Source organism: Bradyrhizobium sp. P5_C11_2 (assembly GCF_054049755.1).
Map to the genome: position 1 here is coordinate 1 of NZ_JBFULT010000131.1, position 14,365 is coordinate 14,365.

Annotated in this window: 15 protein-coding genes; 14 read left to right on the forward strand and 1 reads right to left on the reverse strand. The window is 65.1% G+C overall.

All coding sequences use genetic code 11. The annotated features are described in order from the left end of the window. Positions 1–150: 150 nt before the first annotated feature. From ACXJL8_RS15105 to ACXJL8_RS15125, 5 genes are all read left to right on the forward strand, one after another. Complete coding sequence (locus ACXJL8_RS15105) at positions 151–423, forward strand: helix-turn-helix domain-containing protein (protein WP_456623408.1); 273 nt, start codon at positions 151–153, stop codon at positions 421–423. A 110-nt stretch (positions 424–533) separates the two neighbouring features. Continuing rightward, a complete protein-coding gene (locus tag ACXJL8_RS15110) occupies positions 534–2,294 on the forward strand; it encodes a SulP family inorganic anion transporter (protein WP_456685182.1) in 1,761 nt (586 codons plus the stop codon). Positions 2,295–2,543: 249 nt separating this feature from the next. After that, positions 2,544–3,383 carry a shikimate dehydrogenase gene (locus ACXJL8_RS15115; protein WP_456623406.1) on the forward strand — a complete coding sequence of 280 codons (840 nt, stop codon included), beginning with the start codon at positions 2,544–2,546 and terminating at the stop codon, positions 3,381–3,383. A 67-nt stretch (positions 3,384–3,450) separates the two neighbouring features. After that, positions 3,451–4,077 carry a hypothetical protein gene (locus tag ACXJL8_RS15120; protein ID WP_456623405.1) on the forward strand — a complete coding sequence of 209 codons (627 nt, stop codon included), beginning with the start codon at positions 3,451–3,453 and terminating at the stop codon, positions 4,075–4,077. A 14-nt stretch (positions 4,078–4,091) separates the two neighbouring features. Continuing rightward, positions 4,092–4,712: a hypothetical protein gene (locus tag ACXJL8_RS15125; RefSeq protein ID WP_456685183.1), complete on the forward strand. Its 621-nt coding sequence runs from the start codon at positions 4,092–4,094 to the stop codon at positions 4,710–4,712. Between the two features lie 270 nt (positions 4,713–4,982). Here ACXJL8_RS15125 and ACXJL8_RS15130 read toward each other — a convergent pair whose 3' ends face one another. Continuing rightward, positions 4,983–6,119, reverse strand: coding sequence for an alpha-hydroxy acid oxidase (locus ACXJL8_RS15130; RefSeq protein ID WP_456623403.1), 1,137 nt, complete (start codon positions 6,117–6,119; stop codon positions 4,983–4,985). A gap of 104 nt (positions 6,120–6,223) precedes the next feature. Between ACXJL8_RS15130 and ACXJL8_RS15135 the strand changes: the two genes are divergently transcribed. From ACXJL8_RS15135 to ACXJL8_RS15175, 9 genes are all read left to right on the forward strand, one after another. Next, entirely contained in the window at positions 6,224–6,391 is a 168-nt protein-coding gene (locus ACXJL8_RS15135) for a hypothetical protein (protein ID WP_456623402.1), read from the forward strand. Positions 6,392–6,612: 221 nt separating this feature from the next. Beyond that, on the forward strand, positions 6,613–7,956 hold the full coding sequence (gene glmM / locus ACXJL8_RS15140; RefSeq protein ID WP_456623401.1) for a phosphoglucosamine mutase: 1,344 nt from the start codon (positions 6,613–6,615) through the stop codon (positions 7,954–7,956). Between the two features lie 322 nt (positions 7,957–8,278). After that, positions 8,279–9,532: an MFS transporter gene (locus ACXJL8_RS15145; protein ID WP_456623400.1), complete on the forward strand. Its 1,254-nt coding sequence runs from the start codon at positions 8,279–8,281 to the stop codon at positions 9,530–9,532. Positions 9,533–9,760: 228 nt separating this feature from the next. Then, positions 9,761–10,591: an outer membrane protein gene (locus ACXJL8_RS15150; RefSeq protein WP_456623399.1), complete on the forward strand. Its 831-nt coding sequence runs from the start codon at positions 9,761–9,763 to the stop codon at positions 10,589–10,591. A gap of 169 nt (positions 10,592–10,760) precedes the next feature. After that, a complete protein-coding gene (locus ACXJL8_RS15155; protein ID WP_456623398.1) occupies positions 10,761–11,585 on the forward strand; it encodes an outer membrane protein in 825 nt (274 codons plus the stop codon). Between the two features lie 68 nt (positions 11,586–11,653). Further along, positions 11,654–12,244, forward strand: coding sequence for a glutathione S-transferase family protein (locus tag ACXJL8_RS15160; protein WP_456623397.1), 591 nt, complete (start codon positions 11,654–11,656; stop codon positions 12,242–12,244). A 16-nt stretch (positions 12,245–12,260) separates the two neighbouring features. After that, positions 12,261–12,725, forward strand: coding sequence for a GNAT family N-acetyltransferase (locus ACXJL8_RS15165; protein WP_456685184.1), 465 nt, complete (start codon positions 12,261–12,263; stop codon positions 12,723–12,725). A 158-nt stretch (positions 12,726–12,883) separates the two neighbouring features. Then, positions 12,884–13,090: a hypothetical protein gene (locus ACXJL8_RS15170; protein ID WP_456623395.1), complete on the forward strand. Its 207-nt coding sequence runs from the start codon at positions 12,884–12,886 to the stop codon at positions 13,088–13,090. A 79-nt stretch (positions 13,091–13,169) separates the two neighbouring features. Then, the gene (locus ACXJL8_RS15175; RefSeq protein ID WP_456685185.1) at positions 13,170–14,342 is read left to right on the forward strand and encodes a phosphoserine transaminase; all 1,173 of its coding nucleotides are present in this window, start codon (positions 13,170–13,172) and stop codon (positions 14,340–14,342) included. Positions 14,343–14,365 lie beyond the last annotated feature (23 nt).

The following is a 14,365-nucleotide window of genomic DNA, read 5'->3' on the forward strand; positions in this document are numbered from 1 at the left end:
CGGAGGAGACTGACGGGCAGCCCCTTGCATTGGCCTCTCAATGCGGAGGAGACTGACGGGCAGCCCCTTGCATTGGCCTCTCAATGATGTATTTTACATCATTGTACATGCGCCAGATATCATTTATAAGCTCTGATACGTGAGGCCAAGGTGATCACGTCGTTCCAGATGCGGGCGGCCCGCGCGCTGCTCGGCATTGACCAGAAAACCCTGGCCGAACTTGCCGGCGTATCTCTGCCGACCATCCAGCGGATGGAGGCGAGCACCGGCAACGTTCGCGGCGTGGTCGAGACCTTGATGAAGGTGGTCGAAGCCTTTGATCGGGCCGGCGTCGAGCTGATCGGCGAGCAGGCACGCAGCGACAGCGGAGGACGTGGCGTTCGCCTGAGGGAGCCCGGGCCGCCGCGTCGGATCGGAGCGTGATCGCGCGAGGATCATGCTCGCAAGCGGGCTGAGCTAACGCACCGTCGCGCCCGGGACCGCGGCCGCACGATGCATCGGAGCGTTGTGGGGCAGCGGAGCACTTTGCTGACATGAGCATCACAGGCGAACCCGCAGGCAAGCTGCACGAGCTTCGTCGACCGACCTTTACCGAACTCTATCTGCCAAAGCTCGTCACCGTGTGGCGCGAGGGCTATGGGCTGGCGGATTTCCGCGCCGATGTGTTCGCGGGCCTCACCGTTGCGATCGTCGCGCTGCCGCTGTCGATGGCGATCGCGATCGCCTCGGGCGTGACACCGGACCGCGGCCTCTACACAGCGGTGGTCGGCGGCTTCATCGCCTCGCTGCTCGGCGGCAGCCGGTTCCAGATCGGCGGACCAGCCGGCGCCTTCATTGTGCTGGTTGCGGCGACCACTGAGCGTCACGGCGTCGACGGCGTCATCCTCGCCACCCTGATGGCGGGGCTGTTCCTGATCGCCGCCGGCTTCCTGCGCGTCGGCACCTACATCAAGTTCATCCCCTATCCGGTGACGGTCGGCTTCACCGCCGGCATCGCCGTGATCATCTTCGCAAGCCAGCTCCGCGATCTCGGCGGGATCACGCTTGTCGCGAAGGAGCCCAGCGAATTCGTGCCAAAGCTCGTCGCGCTGGCCGGAGGCCTGCACACGATCAATCCGTCCGCGGTCGCGGTCGCAATCGTCAGCATTRCCATCATCGCTGCCTTGCGGATCTGGCGGCCGTCCTGGCCCGGCATCCTGATCGCGGTCGTATTCGCGGCGATCGTGTGTGCGGTGTTGTCGCTGCCGGTCGAAACCATCGGATCGCGCTTCGGCGGTATCCCGCGCGAATTGCCGTCGCCGGCACTGCCCGCGTTTTCGCTGGAGAAGGCGAAAGCGGTGCTGCCCGACGCGATCGCGTTCGCGCTGCTGGCCGCGATCGAATCGCTGCTGTCGGCGGTGGTGGCCGACGGCATGACCGGACGCCGCCACCGCTCCAATTGCGAGCTGGTGGCGCAAGGCGCGGCCAATGTCGGCTCGGCGCTGTTCGGCGGCATCTGCGTCACCGGCCTGATCGCGCGCACCGCCACCAACATCCGCGCCGGCGCCCGCGGGCCGCTCGCCGGCATGCTGCATTCGGTCTTCCTGCTGCTGTTCATGCTGATCGCGGCGCCGCTGGCAAGCTACATCCCGCTGGCCGCGCTCGCCGCCGTGCTCGTCGTGGTCGCCTGGACCATGGCGGAGAAGCAGGAATTCGCGACGCTGTTGCGCTCCTCCTGGGGTGATGCCGTCGTGCTGCTCGCCACCTTCCTGCTCACGATCTTCCGCGATCTGACCGAAGGCATTTTGGTCGGCTTCGCGCTCGGCGCGGTGCTGTTCATCCATCGCATGGCGGAGATGACCGGCATCGAGGAGCGGTCGCCGCTGGTGGCGGCCGATCGCCCCGATGACGGGAATGGCGAGCGCGTGCCCTACGATCCCGGCCTCGCGGTCGATCGCGACGTGCTGGTCTATCGCATCACGGGCGCGTTTTTCTTCGGTGCCGCCTCCGCAATCGGAGGCGTGCTCGACGAAATCGCCGACAAGCGCAAGGCTTTCGTGGTGGATTTTGCCGCGGTCCCGTTCCTGGACTCGACGGCGGCGAACGTGCTGGGACGCGTCGCCGCAAAGGCACATCGCCAGGGCATCAGGCTGTTCATCACGGGGGCATCGCCCGCGGTCCGCCGCGCGCTATTGACCCATGGCGTCACGCGGTCGCGCGCGCGTTATCGCGAGACCATCGCGCGCGCGGTCGCCGACATCAAGGGCGCGACAGGGACGGCGCCGCCCGCGGCCGATGACGCCGCGGCAAGCTAGCGGCGCGATGGAATTAAGCTTCGTTGTCGCCACCAGGTGAGGTGCGCCCCTTCTCCCGCTTGCGGGGGAGGGCTGGGGTGGGGGTGCCTCCTCAGCAAGATGCCTGGATCAACCTCGCCGCGATCTGGTTTGCCGCCGGGGCGGCGCTGGCGCTGGCGGCGGTCGTGGCCGCGGCGATGCGGCGCTCGCGCGCTTGACAGAGCCGGTCGGACGCGAAATGGATCGCCTCCAACACTCCTTTAGGGAAGGATGACCGTGACCAAGGCTCCCGCAGCCTGTCTGATCGGATGGCCGGCGGCGCATTCGCGCTCGCCGTTGATCCATCATTACTGGCTGCGCACGCTCGGCATCGAGGGCGGCTATGTCATCGAGGCGGTGCCGCCCGACGATCTGCGCGACTTCGTGCTGCGGCTGTCGCTGCGCGGCTTCGTCGGCGCCAACGTCACCATCCCGCACAAGGAGGGCGTGCTGGCGCTGTCGACGCCCGATGCGCGCGCAACGGCCGTGGGTGCAGCCAACACGCTGTGGTTTGCCGATGGTGAACTGCGCTCGACCAACACCGACGTCGAGGGTTTCATCAACAATCTCGATGCCAGCGCGCCGGGCTGGGACAGCGCCGACGAGGCGCTGGTGCTGGGGGCGGGCGGGTCGTCGCGCGCGGTCGTGTTCGGCCTGCTCGAACGCGGAATCGGCCGCGTCCATCTCGCCAACCGTACCATGGCAAGGGCAGAGGTGCTCGCAGGAGAGTTCGGGCCGAAGGTGCGGCCTGTTACGTGGGACGGGATCAACGACGTCCTGCCGCGGACAAAACTTCTCGTGAACACGACGTCGCTCGGGATGCACGGCCAGCCCTCGCTCGATGTTGACGTGGCGCGCCTGCCCGAAGCTTCCGTCGTCGCCGATCTCGTCTATGTCCCCCTTGTCACGCCGCTGCTGGCGGCTGCGAAGGCGCGCGGCCTGAAGACCGCCGACGGGCTCGGCATGCTCTTGCATCAGGCGGTACGCGGCTTCGAGCTGTGGTTCGGCCAAAGGCCCGAAGTCACGGCGGAGCTGCGTGCGCTGGTCGAGGTCGATCTCACAAAGACTTGAAAGAATAACGGCGAATAGCACCCCACCTCCGGAGTTCTATCCCCGTGGGGACAATCCGGAGACCGTCATGCCTGTTCAACGTGCAACTTTTACGCGTCCGCTGATCGCCGTCGCGATGGTGGCCGCTTCCACCCTCTCAGCCGTCGCGCAGAAGGCGCCGGTGCCGACGCGCGTACGCGGCACGATCGAGAGCGTCAATGGCGACACCCTGCAGGTCAAGTCGCGCAGCGGCGAGGACGTCAAGCTTCACATCGCCCCTGACGTGAACGTGTCGGGCGTTACCAAGATTTCACTCGCCGATATCAAGGTCGGCTCCTTCGTCGGCGCCACCACGGTGCCGGGTCCGGACGGCGGCCAGAACGCGGTCGAGGTGCACGTGTTTCCGGAGAGCATGCGCGGCACCGGCGAGGGCTCGCGGCCCTATGACCTCAAGCCGAACTCCACCATGACCAACGCCACGGTGTCGGAGAGCGTGGTCGGCAATGACGGCCATACGCTGCTGGTGAAGTACAAGGACGGTGAGAAGAAGGTGTTCGTCGCCGACAACACGCCGGTCGTGACCTTCGTGCCCGGCGACAAATCCGAGCTGAAGGCCGGCGCAAAAGTCGTCGCCTTCATGAAGCAGCTGCCGGACGGCTCGTTCGAAACCAACCGCGTCAGTGTCGGCCTCGACGGCCTGACGCCGCCGATGTGACGGAGGATCCAAACATGTCGAAATTGACCTGGATTCCACGCGTGCTCGTGGCGGCGTTTGCCGTCGTCTCGATCGTCTCCGCCTCGGCGCAGCAGGCGCCGACGGTCCGCATCCGCGGCACCATCGAAAGCGTCGACGGCAACATGCTCGGCATCAAGACGCGCGAGGGCAGCGACGTGAAGGTGCGCATGACCGACAACGTCGCCGTCTTCGCCGTGGTCAAAACCTCGCTGTCGGAGATCAAGGACGGCTCTTACATCGGCGTCACCGGCATGCCCGAGCCCGACGGCACTCAGAAGGCGATCGCGGTGCACATCTTCCCCGAGAACCAGCGCGGCGCGGCCGAAGGCTTCCGGCCCTGGGATGCCCGCRCCAACTCGACCATGACCAACGCGACCGTGGCGCAGACGGTGAAGGGCACCGACGGCCAGAACATTCTGGTCAAGTACAAGGACGGCGAGAAGAAAGTGGTGGTGCCGCCGGACACGCCGATCGTCACCTTCGTCGCCAGCGACAGGTCGGAGATCAAGCCGGGCGCCAAGCTGATCATCTTCGGCGCGGCGAAGATGGACGACGGCTCGCTCGAAGCCAACCGCGTCAATGTCGGCAGGGACGGGATTACGCCGCCGATGTGACACGAAGTGTCGTTCTGGGGCGCGCGAAGCGCGAACCCGGAATCTCGAGGTTCCCCGGTGCGCAACTGCGCACCTGAGGTCTGGTCCTTTGGACCATCCCGGAACGACGAACTAAAACTTGTAGGGTGGGCAAAGGCGCAACGCGCCGTGCCCATCACTTCCCTGCATTTCACGAAGTTGGTGGGCACGCTTCGCTTTGCCCACCCTACGGCACTGCGCTTGTCCGGGACGACGATGGTGATTGAGGCGCGTTCTCCGCGCCTCAACAGCTCACACCGCAATGATGTGATCGTCGATCTCGGCGATCTTGTTGACGCCGCACAGGCCCATGGTCGTGAGCAGCTCCTTCTGGATGATGTCGATCGCCTTGGCGACGCCGGCCTGGCCGCCGGCACCCAGGCCATAGGCGTAGGCGCGGCCGATCATGCAGGACTTCGCGCCGAGCGCGAGCGCGCGCATCACGTCCTGGCCGGAGCGGATGCCGCCGTCGAACATGATCTCCATCTGCGAGCCAATGGTGTCGACGATCTCGGGCAGCACCTCGATCGTGGACGGCGCGCCGTCGAGCTGCCGGCCGCCATGGTTGGAGACCACGATCGCCTGCGCGCCGGTCTTGGCGGCGAGCTCGGCGTCCTCGACGTCGAGGATGCCCTTGATGATCAGCTTGCCCGGCCAGATGCTGCGGACCCAGTCGACGTCCTTCCAGTTCAGCGAGGTGTCGAACTGCGAGTTGATCCAGGTCGACAGCGACGTGATGTCGTCGCTGACCTTGAGGTGCCCGGCGAGATTGCCGAAGGTGCGGCGCTTGCCCTGCAGCACGCCCGACACCCAGGCCGGCTTGGTGGCGAAATCGATCAGCTTCGACAGCGACCATTCCGGCGGCACCGTCATGCCGTTCTTGATGTCCTGGTGGCGCTGCCCGATCACCTGGAGGTCGACGGTCAGCACCAGCGCCGAGCATTTTGCCGCGATCGCGCGCTCGATCAGCGCCTTGATGAAGCCGCGGTCCTTCATGACGTAGAGCTGAAACCAGAACGGCTTCTCGACATTGGCGGCGATGTCCTCGATCGAGCAGATCGACATCGTCGACTGCGTGAACGGGATGCCGGCGGCTTGCGCGGCGCGGCAGGCGTGGATCTCGCCGTCGCCATGCTGCATGCCCAGCAGTCCCACCGGCGCGAGCACCAGCGGCATGGTCGAGGGCTCGCCGAGAATCGTGGTCGAGGTGTCGCGGCTGGAGACGTCGACCAGGATGCGCTGGCGAAACTTGATCGCCTGCATGTCGTCGCGGTTGGCGCGCAGCGTTTCCTCGGCATAGGAGCCGCGGTCGCAATAGTCGAAAAAGGCCTTCGGCACGCGGCGCTGATGCAGCGCACGAAGATCGTCGATACAGGTGATATACTTCATGACCGTTCCCCGCGCCCCGGCTTGCATCGGAAGATTTAGGGGTCATCTAGCATGGTTGGATGCACAGCCAAATCGTTTGCGAAATCGTTTGTGGAGAGGGCGTCATGACCAGGCCGCACAGCAAGCCGACGCCGGAGGAGATCAAGGAGAAGCGCAAGCTCGAAGAAGCGCTGGAAGAGGGGCTGGAAGAGACCTTCCCGGGCTCGGATCCCGTCAATGTCACCCAGCCGGCGCCGAGCCGCCAGGACGGCCACGTCAAGCGCACCGACTAGCAGGCGGGTTCCGAGTCGTCCCGCTTGGCCGGCATGAAATATAGTGTTAACAATACGTTACCGGGGCCATGTCGGCTCCGGTTCCGTAACGATTCATCATATTTTTTGAAGCCAAGTTAGCCCCAATGGCCTTATAAGACCTCAGCAAATCAGGGATGCGGGGCCCGTTCGGGCACCCAGTGGTTGCAGAGGGGATTCCTGGTTGTTGCGTGGGGGACGATATGAGCCGCAAATATTTCGGGACTGACGGGATCCGGGGCCGTGCCAACGGACTAATCACGCCGGAGCTCGCGCTCAAGGTCGGCCAGGCCGCAGGCCTTGCGTTTCAGCGCGGTGACCACCGCCACCGGGTCGTGATCGGCAAGGACACCCGGCTGTCCGGCTACATGATCGAATATGCCATGGTCGCGGGCTTCACCTCCGTCGGCATGGACGTGCTGCTGGTCGGCCCGATGCCGACGCCGGCGGTCGCGATGCTGACCAAGTCGATGCGCGCCGATCTCGGCGTGATGATCTCGGCCTCGCACAATCTGTTCGAGGACAACGGCATCAAGCTGTTCGGCCCGCAGGGCTTCAAGCTGTCCGACGACGTCGAGAAGCAGATCGAGCTGCTGCTCGACGAATCGCTGGACAAGCGGCTGGCGCAGAGCGCGAGCCTGGGGCGCGCCCGCCGCATCGACGGCGTGCACGACCGCTACATCGAATTCGCCAAGCGCACGCTGCCGCGCGATCTGTCGCTCGACGGCCTGCGCGTCGTGGTCGATTGCGCCAACGGCGCCGCCTACAAGGTGGTGCCGGAGGCGCTGTGGGAGCTCGGCGCCGACGTGGTGCCGATCGGCGTGGACCCGGACGGCTTCAACATCAACAAGGAATGCGGCTCGACCTCGCCGGAAGCGCTGGCCAAGAAGGTGCGCGAGATGCGCGCCGACATCGGCATTGCGCTCGACGGCGACGCCGATCGCGTCATCCTGGTCGACGAGCGCGGCCATCTGGTCGACGGCGACCAGTTGCTCGCGGTGATCGCGCAGAGCTGGAAGGAAGACGGACGGCTGTCGCGGCCGGGTATCGTGGCGACCGTGATGTCCAATCTCGGGCTCGAGCGTTTCCTGAAAGCGCAGGGGCTCGACCTCGTGCGCACGCCGGTCGGCGACCGCTACGTGCTCGAGCAGATGCTGAGCGGCGGCTACAATCTCGGCGGCGAGCAATCCGGCCACATCATCCTGTCCGACTACGCCACCACCGGCGACGGTTTCGTTGCCGCCTTGCAGGTGCTGGCCGTGGTGCAGAAGTCGCGCCGGCCGGTGTCGGAGGTTTGCCACCGCTTCGATCCGCTGCCGCAGATCCTGAAGAACGTCCGCCACAAGGGTGGCAAGCCGCTCGATGATTCCGACGTCAAGTCGGCGATCTCCGACGGCGAGCAGCGTCTCAACGGCCACGGCCGGCTCTTGATCCGCTCGTCCGGCACCGAGCCCGTGATCCGCGTCATGGGCGAGGGCGAGGATCGCGTCCTGGTCGAGGACGTCGTCGACACCATCGTCTCCGCGCTGGGCCAGGCGGCGGCTTGATCTTGCTCAACCTCTCCCCGCTCTTCCGCGGGGAGAGGTCGGATCGCATCGCGATGCGATCCGGGTGAGGGGCGTGGCACGCTGTCGCCACAACTGAATGTCCATCCGGCGCGCAAGCGAGGCGCACGCAATCTCTCGTCTCTTTCGGAGCGGACGTGCGGAGACAGCCCCTCACCCCACCCTCTCCCCGTGAAGGACGGGGAGAGGGAGCGAGAGAGCGGGGGACACCCGCGCATCCCAGCCATCGACGATTGGCGGTGGTTCCAGCGCCGCTTGCGTCGTAACTAGCCGATGCGGCGGTTCGCCGCGCCGGGATGCTCCATTGAACAAGCCTGTCGTCGTACCTGCGGAAACGCTGACCGAGCCCGTCGTGGTGAGCGACGTCGCGCCTGCCGCCGCCAAGGCCGCCGCCGGGCCGGCCTATGTCGTGCTCGCCGGCATCAGCTTCTCGCACTTCCTCAACGACACCATGCAGTCGCTGATCGCCTCGGTGTATCCGATCCTGAAGGACACCTACGCGCTCGACTTCGCGCAGATCGGCATGATCACGCTGGCCTTCCAGTTCACGGCCTCGCTGCTCCAGCCGGTGGTCGGGCACTACACCGACAAGAAGGCGCAGCCCTTCTCGCTGGCGATCGGCATGGCCTCGACCTTCTTCGGCCTGCTGCTGCTCAGCGCCGCGCACCAATATCTCGTCATCCTCGTCGCGGCCGCATTGGTCGGCCTCGGCTCCGCGGTGTTTCATCCCGAATCCGCGCGCATCGCGCGGCTCGCCTCCGGCGGCCGCTACGGTTTTGCGCAGTCGGTGTTCCAGCTCGGGGGCAGCTTCGGCACCTCGATGGGGCCGGTGCTCGCCGCGCTGATCGTGGTGCCGTTCGGGCAGGGCAGCATCGCCTGGTTCTCCTCGATCGCGTTCCTCGCGATTGTCATCCTCTGGCGCATCGGCCGCTGGTATGCGCCGCAGATCACGGCCAGGAAAGTTGCGCCGGTCCACACCCAGCCGGGCGGGCCGAGCTCGCGCCGCGTCGCGGTTGCGCTTGCCGTGCTGGTGGCGCTGCTGTTCTCGAAACAGCTCTACGTGTCGAGCCTGTCGAGCTACTACATCTTCTACCTGATCGACCGCTTCGGCGTGTCGACCCAGGCCGCCCAGATGTATCTCTTCATCTTCCTCGCGGCGAACGCGGTCGGCGCGTTTCTCGGCGGACCGCTGGGCGATCGCTTCGGCCGCAAGATCGTGATCTGGATCTCGATCCTGGGCGCGCTGCCGTTCACGCTGGCGCTGCCCTATGCCGGGCTCGCCGGCAGCGCGGTGCTGTCGGTGATCATCGGCCTGATCATCTCCTCGACGACCTCGTCGATCATCGTGTTCGCGCAGGAACTGGTGCCGCACCGCTTCGGCATGATCTCCGGCGTGTTCTTCGGTGTCGCCTTCGGCATCGGGGGCCTGGGCGCCGCCGTGCTCGGCAAGCTCGCCGACCACACCTCGATCGAGTTCGTCTACCAGGTCTGCGCCTACCTGCCGGCGATCGGCCTGCTCGCCGTGTTCCTGCCCAAGCTGCCGCGGCACACCCGTTAACGCATTCTCTCTCCCCGCACCGCACGTTCATGGATTGTTAGCGATTGCAGCCGCGCGGGTGCCGCAATTTTGCAACGCTCGCGCCGCATGCGCGTGTACAGTCAGAAAAAATCAACCTTAAAAATTAGGGTTAAGTGGCGCTTAAACATTTGCTGGCATCGTCCGGGCCGTGAGTTTCCAGAACGTGAGGCCTGTGTATTTGCCTCACCGGCCAAAAGGACGAAGCCAATGCGTAGCGTTAAGTCTCTCCTTGCCGCGGGTGCGGCAACCCTGATCTCGTCGATGGCGTTCGCCGCCGACATGCCGATCGCGGCGCCGCCCCCCATGTACGCGCCGCCGGCTCCGCCCGCCGATTTCGGCGGCTGGTATCTCCGCGGCGACATCGGAATGACCAACCAGCGCGCCAAGAGCATCGAGGGCGCCGTAGCGCCCGGGTTTACGAAGACGACGGAGGGACTGGGCTTCGACTCGTCCCCGCTGTTCGACCTCGGTGTCGGCTATCGCTTCAACAACTGGTTTCGTGCGGACGTGATCGGCCAGTACCGGGGCAAGGCCAATCTGCACGGCAGCGACAACGTCGTTGGACCCGGCTTCGTCGGCGTCAACAATTACACCGGCAGCAAGTCCGAGTGGGTCGTCATGGCAAACGCCTATGTCGATCTCGGCACCTGGTGGTGCATCACGCCGTTCATCGGCGCTGGTGTCGGCGGCTCGTACAACAAGATCAGCGGCTTCCGCGACGACGGCGTGTCCTACAGCCCGGCGCTCAACAACAGCGTCGCCTACTTCGCCGACAACGGAAAGTGGAACTTCGCCTGGGCCGCCCACGCCGGTCTCGCCTACAAGGTCAATCCCGGGTTCACCGTCGAACTGGCCTACAGCTACATGAACCTCGGGGACGCGGCGCCCGGCAACTTCCGCCTGTTCGACAACAGTGCCTCGGGTCCGACCTCGATCAAGATCAAGGAGCTCACCTCGCACGACATCAAGCTCGGCGTGCGCTGGGATCTCAACAGCCCGCCGGTCTACGCGCCGCCGCCGCTGGTCACCAAGGGCTGATCGCCGGTCTCATTTCTTAAACTCTCTTAACGGCGCGGGATCATCCCGCGCCGTTTTGCTTTGCGTATTTTTCATGGCGCGATGGCGACGAAAGCGTCCGGCGCAACCATTGGTTAAGGTTAACGAGCCATGATCACGACAGAGAGTTCGAGTTCGATGGAGCGTTGCAATGCGTAGGCTGATGTTGGCGGCGGCGATGTTGGGGACGGTATCTGCCGCGCACGCGGCCGATCTGCCGGACCTGCCCATCCTGCGCGGCAGCTTCACCGACGGGCTGAGCCGGTCCAACGTCAATTGGCAAGGCTTCTATGTCGGCGGCCAGGGCGGCTACGGCGCCTCCGACGAACATTTCAGCGGCAGCAACACGACGATGCTGTCCACGCTGCTCGACCACAACGTCATCCAGCAAATGGATGTTGCGAACTGGAATCTCGGCCTCGGCGGACAGTCAACCCGGTCGAGCGGATACGGTGCCTTCTTCGGATATAACAGCCAGTGGGAGGACGTCGTCCTCGGCCTCGAGGTGAGCTATCTCCACGGCTCATTCGGTGGCGCGTCACAGGCGTCCAAGGAGCTTGTCAGCGGCAGCGCGCTGACCGACGGCTTCTTCCACGACGTCAGGGTGACGTCGTCGGCGAAAATCTCAATCTCGGATATGGCGACTTTCCGCGGCCGTGCGGCCTATGCCTGGGGCTGCTTCCTGCCTTACATGTTTGGCGGTTTCGCGCTCGGCAAGGCCGACATCTCGCGCAACGTTCTCGTCGAGGATGCGGTCAGCACCACGATCACCGGGCCATTCACGACCCTGCAGCCGTTGAGCGCGACGGATACCGTGCACAATCACATGATCTACGGCTATACCGCGGGTCTCGGCGTTGACGTCAACCTGGCCGGCGGTCTCTTCATGCGCGCCGAGTGGGAATATATCCGCTTCACCTCCGCGGTCGACACCAACATCAACACCGTCCGCGCCGGCCTCGGCTACAAGTTCTGACGCGCGAACCGCCGGTTGACAGGATTGCGTCATCCTGATGCTCTGTCGCCCGAAGCGGGGCGGCAGCGATGCAGATCTACGGCGACAGCAATTCCGGCAATTGTCTCAAGGTGAAGTGGGTTTGCGACAAGCTCGCGCTGCCCTACCATTGGATCGAGATCGACACCCGCAAGGGCGAGACGCGCACCCCGCAATTCCTGAAGATGAACGGCGCCGGCCAGGTCCCGACCGTCGAGCTCGATGACGGCCGCACGCTGGCGCAGTCCAATGCCATCATCCGCTACCTCGCCCGCGACAGCGCGCTGATCCCACGCGACGCTTTTGCTGCGGCCAAGATGGACGAATGGCTGTTCTGGGAGCAGTACAGCCACGAGCCCTATATCGCCGTGTGCCGCTTCCAGCTGGTCTATCTCGGCAAGGACGCCTCCGAGCTCGATCCGGAGAAGGTCAAGCGCGGCTATGCGGCGCTCGACCGCATGGAGCAGCATCTTGCGCAAAGCCGCTTCCTCGCCGGCGACGTGATGTCGCTCGCCGACGTCTCGCTGCTCGCCTATACGCGTGTCGCACATGAAGGCGGCTTCGATCTCGCCCGCTTTGCCGCCGTCCGCCGCTGGATCGGCGAGGCCGAGGCCTTTCTCGGCCTGCCGCCTGCGCGTTGAGTCCGGAGTTTCCAGCATGAACGACCAATCCGTCTCGATCCGTCGCGCGCGCCGTRACGACGTCGCCGCGATCGTCGCAATGCTCGCCGACGATCATCTCGGGCGCGCGCGCGAACGGGTGGAGGAACCGCTGCCTGCCTCCTATGGCGAAGCGTTCGAGCGGATCGAGCGCGATTCCAATCTCCAGCTCGTGGTCGCCGAGAGCGAGGGCAGGGTGGTGGGTTGCCTGCAACTGGCGATCCTGCCGGGCATCAGCTCGCAAGGCGGCTCCCGCGGTCTGCTCGAGGACGTCCGCGTTGCTTCCGATTGTCGCAGCCGCGGCATCGGCGAACAATTGGTGCAATGGGCGGTCGCGGAAGCGAAAGCGCGCGGCTGCAATCTGGTCGAACTGCTGACGCATGCGAGCCGCGTCGATGCGCAGCGCTTCTACAAGCGGCTTGGATTCGCAGCGAGTCACGTCGGCATGACTGTCCGCTTTTGAGGCAGCCCGGCGCGACCGTTGCGCGGTCAGCAAATTCGGATCGCGCATTCGTTCATCTTAAGAGCCGGTAAACTACCCAGCCGTCGTTCACGTGGAGCCGGGAACGAACGGTGCTACGCCTGCGTCTGAAACCGGGCTCGGTCGGTTCGGGGATTTCGATGACAAGCTATTCGATGATCAAGGTCGGCAACGACTACGTTGTGCAGGCCAACGACAAGTGCATTTTGAAGGTCGGCAGCCGCCGCCGTGCGGCGCAATTGATCAGCGATGCCACGGACTTGCTGAACGCGCTCGCCGTGGTTGAATCCCCTGATATCGCCCCGGACGAACCATCACTCCCCCGTGAGGCTCCTGAACTTTCTTGACGACTCTTCCCGTTTCCCGTATCAGCCGCGGCGGGACACCTCCCCCCAACGGGAGGCTTACTATCTGGAAGGGTAGACTATGACTGTAGCGAAGCCCGCTTCGCGGCCGACCGTGCCGCATTTCTCCTCCGGCCCCTGCGCCAAGCGCCCCGGCTGGAACGCCCAAAATCTCAAGGACGCAGCCCTCGGCCGCTCGCATCGCGCGAAGGTCGGCAAGACCAAGCTCAAGCTCGCGATCGATCTGACGCGCGAAGTGCTTGAAGTGCCCTCCGATTACCGCATCGGCATCGTTCCGGCCTCCGATACCGGCGCGGTCGAGATGGCGCTGTGGTCGCTGCTCGGCGCACGGCCCGTCACCACGCTCGCCTGGGAATCCTTCGGCGAGGGCTGGGTCAGCGACATCGTCAAGGAATTGAAGCTCAAGGACGTCACCAAGCTCAACGCGGCTTACGGCGAGATCCCCGATCTCTCCAAGGTCGATCCCAAGAGCGACGTCGTCTTCACCTGGAACGGCACCACCTCCGGCGTGCGCGTGCCGAACGCCGACTGGATCAGCGCGACCCGCGAAGGCCTGACCATCTGCGACGCCACCTCGGCAGCGTTCGCGCAACCCCTCGACTGGGCCAAGCTCGACGTCGTCACCTTCTCCTGGCAGAAGGCGCTGGGCGGCGAAGCCGCGCACGGCATGCTGATCCTGGGCCCGCGCGCAGTCGAACGGCTCGAAACCTACAAGCCGGCCTGGCCGCTGCCAAAAATCTTCCGCATGACCAAGGGCGGCAAGATCAACGAGGGCATCTTCGTCGGCGAGACCATCAACACGCCGTCGATGCTCTGCGTCGAGGATTATCTCGACGCGCTGAACTGGGCCAAGTCGATCGGCGGCCTCAAGGCGCTGATCGCGCGCGCCGACGCCAACACCAAGGCGCTCGCCGACTGGAAGGCGAAGACGCCGTGGATCGACTTCCTGGCCAAGGACGCCTCGATCCGCTCCAACACGTCGGTGTGCCTGAAGTTCACCGATCCCGCGATCACCTCCCTCTCCGAGGATGCGCAAGCCGAGTTCTCCAAGAAGCTGGTCGCGCTGGTCGAGAAGGAAGGCGCCGGCTACGACTTCGCGTACTACCGCGATGCGCCGGCCGGCCTGCGCATCTGGTGCGGCGCCACCGTCGAGGCGAGAGACGTCGAGCTCCTGACCCAGTGGATCGACTGGGCCTTTGCCGAGACCAAGGCGCAACTCGCCAAGGCGGCTTAGCTTTTTTTCACCTCTCCCCGTTC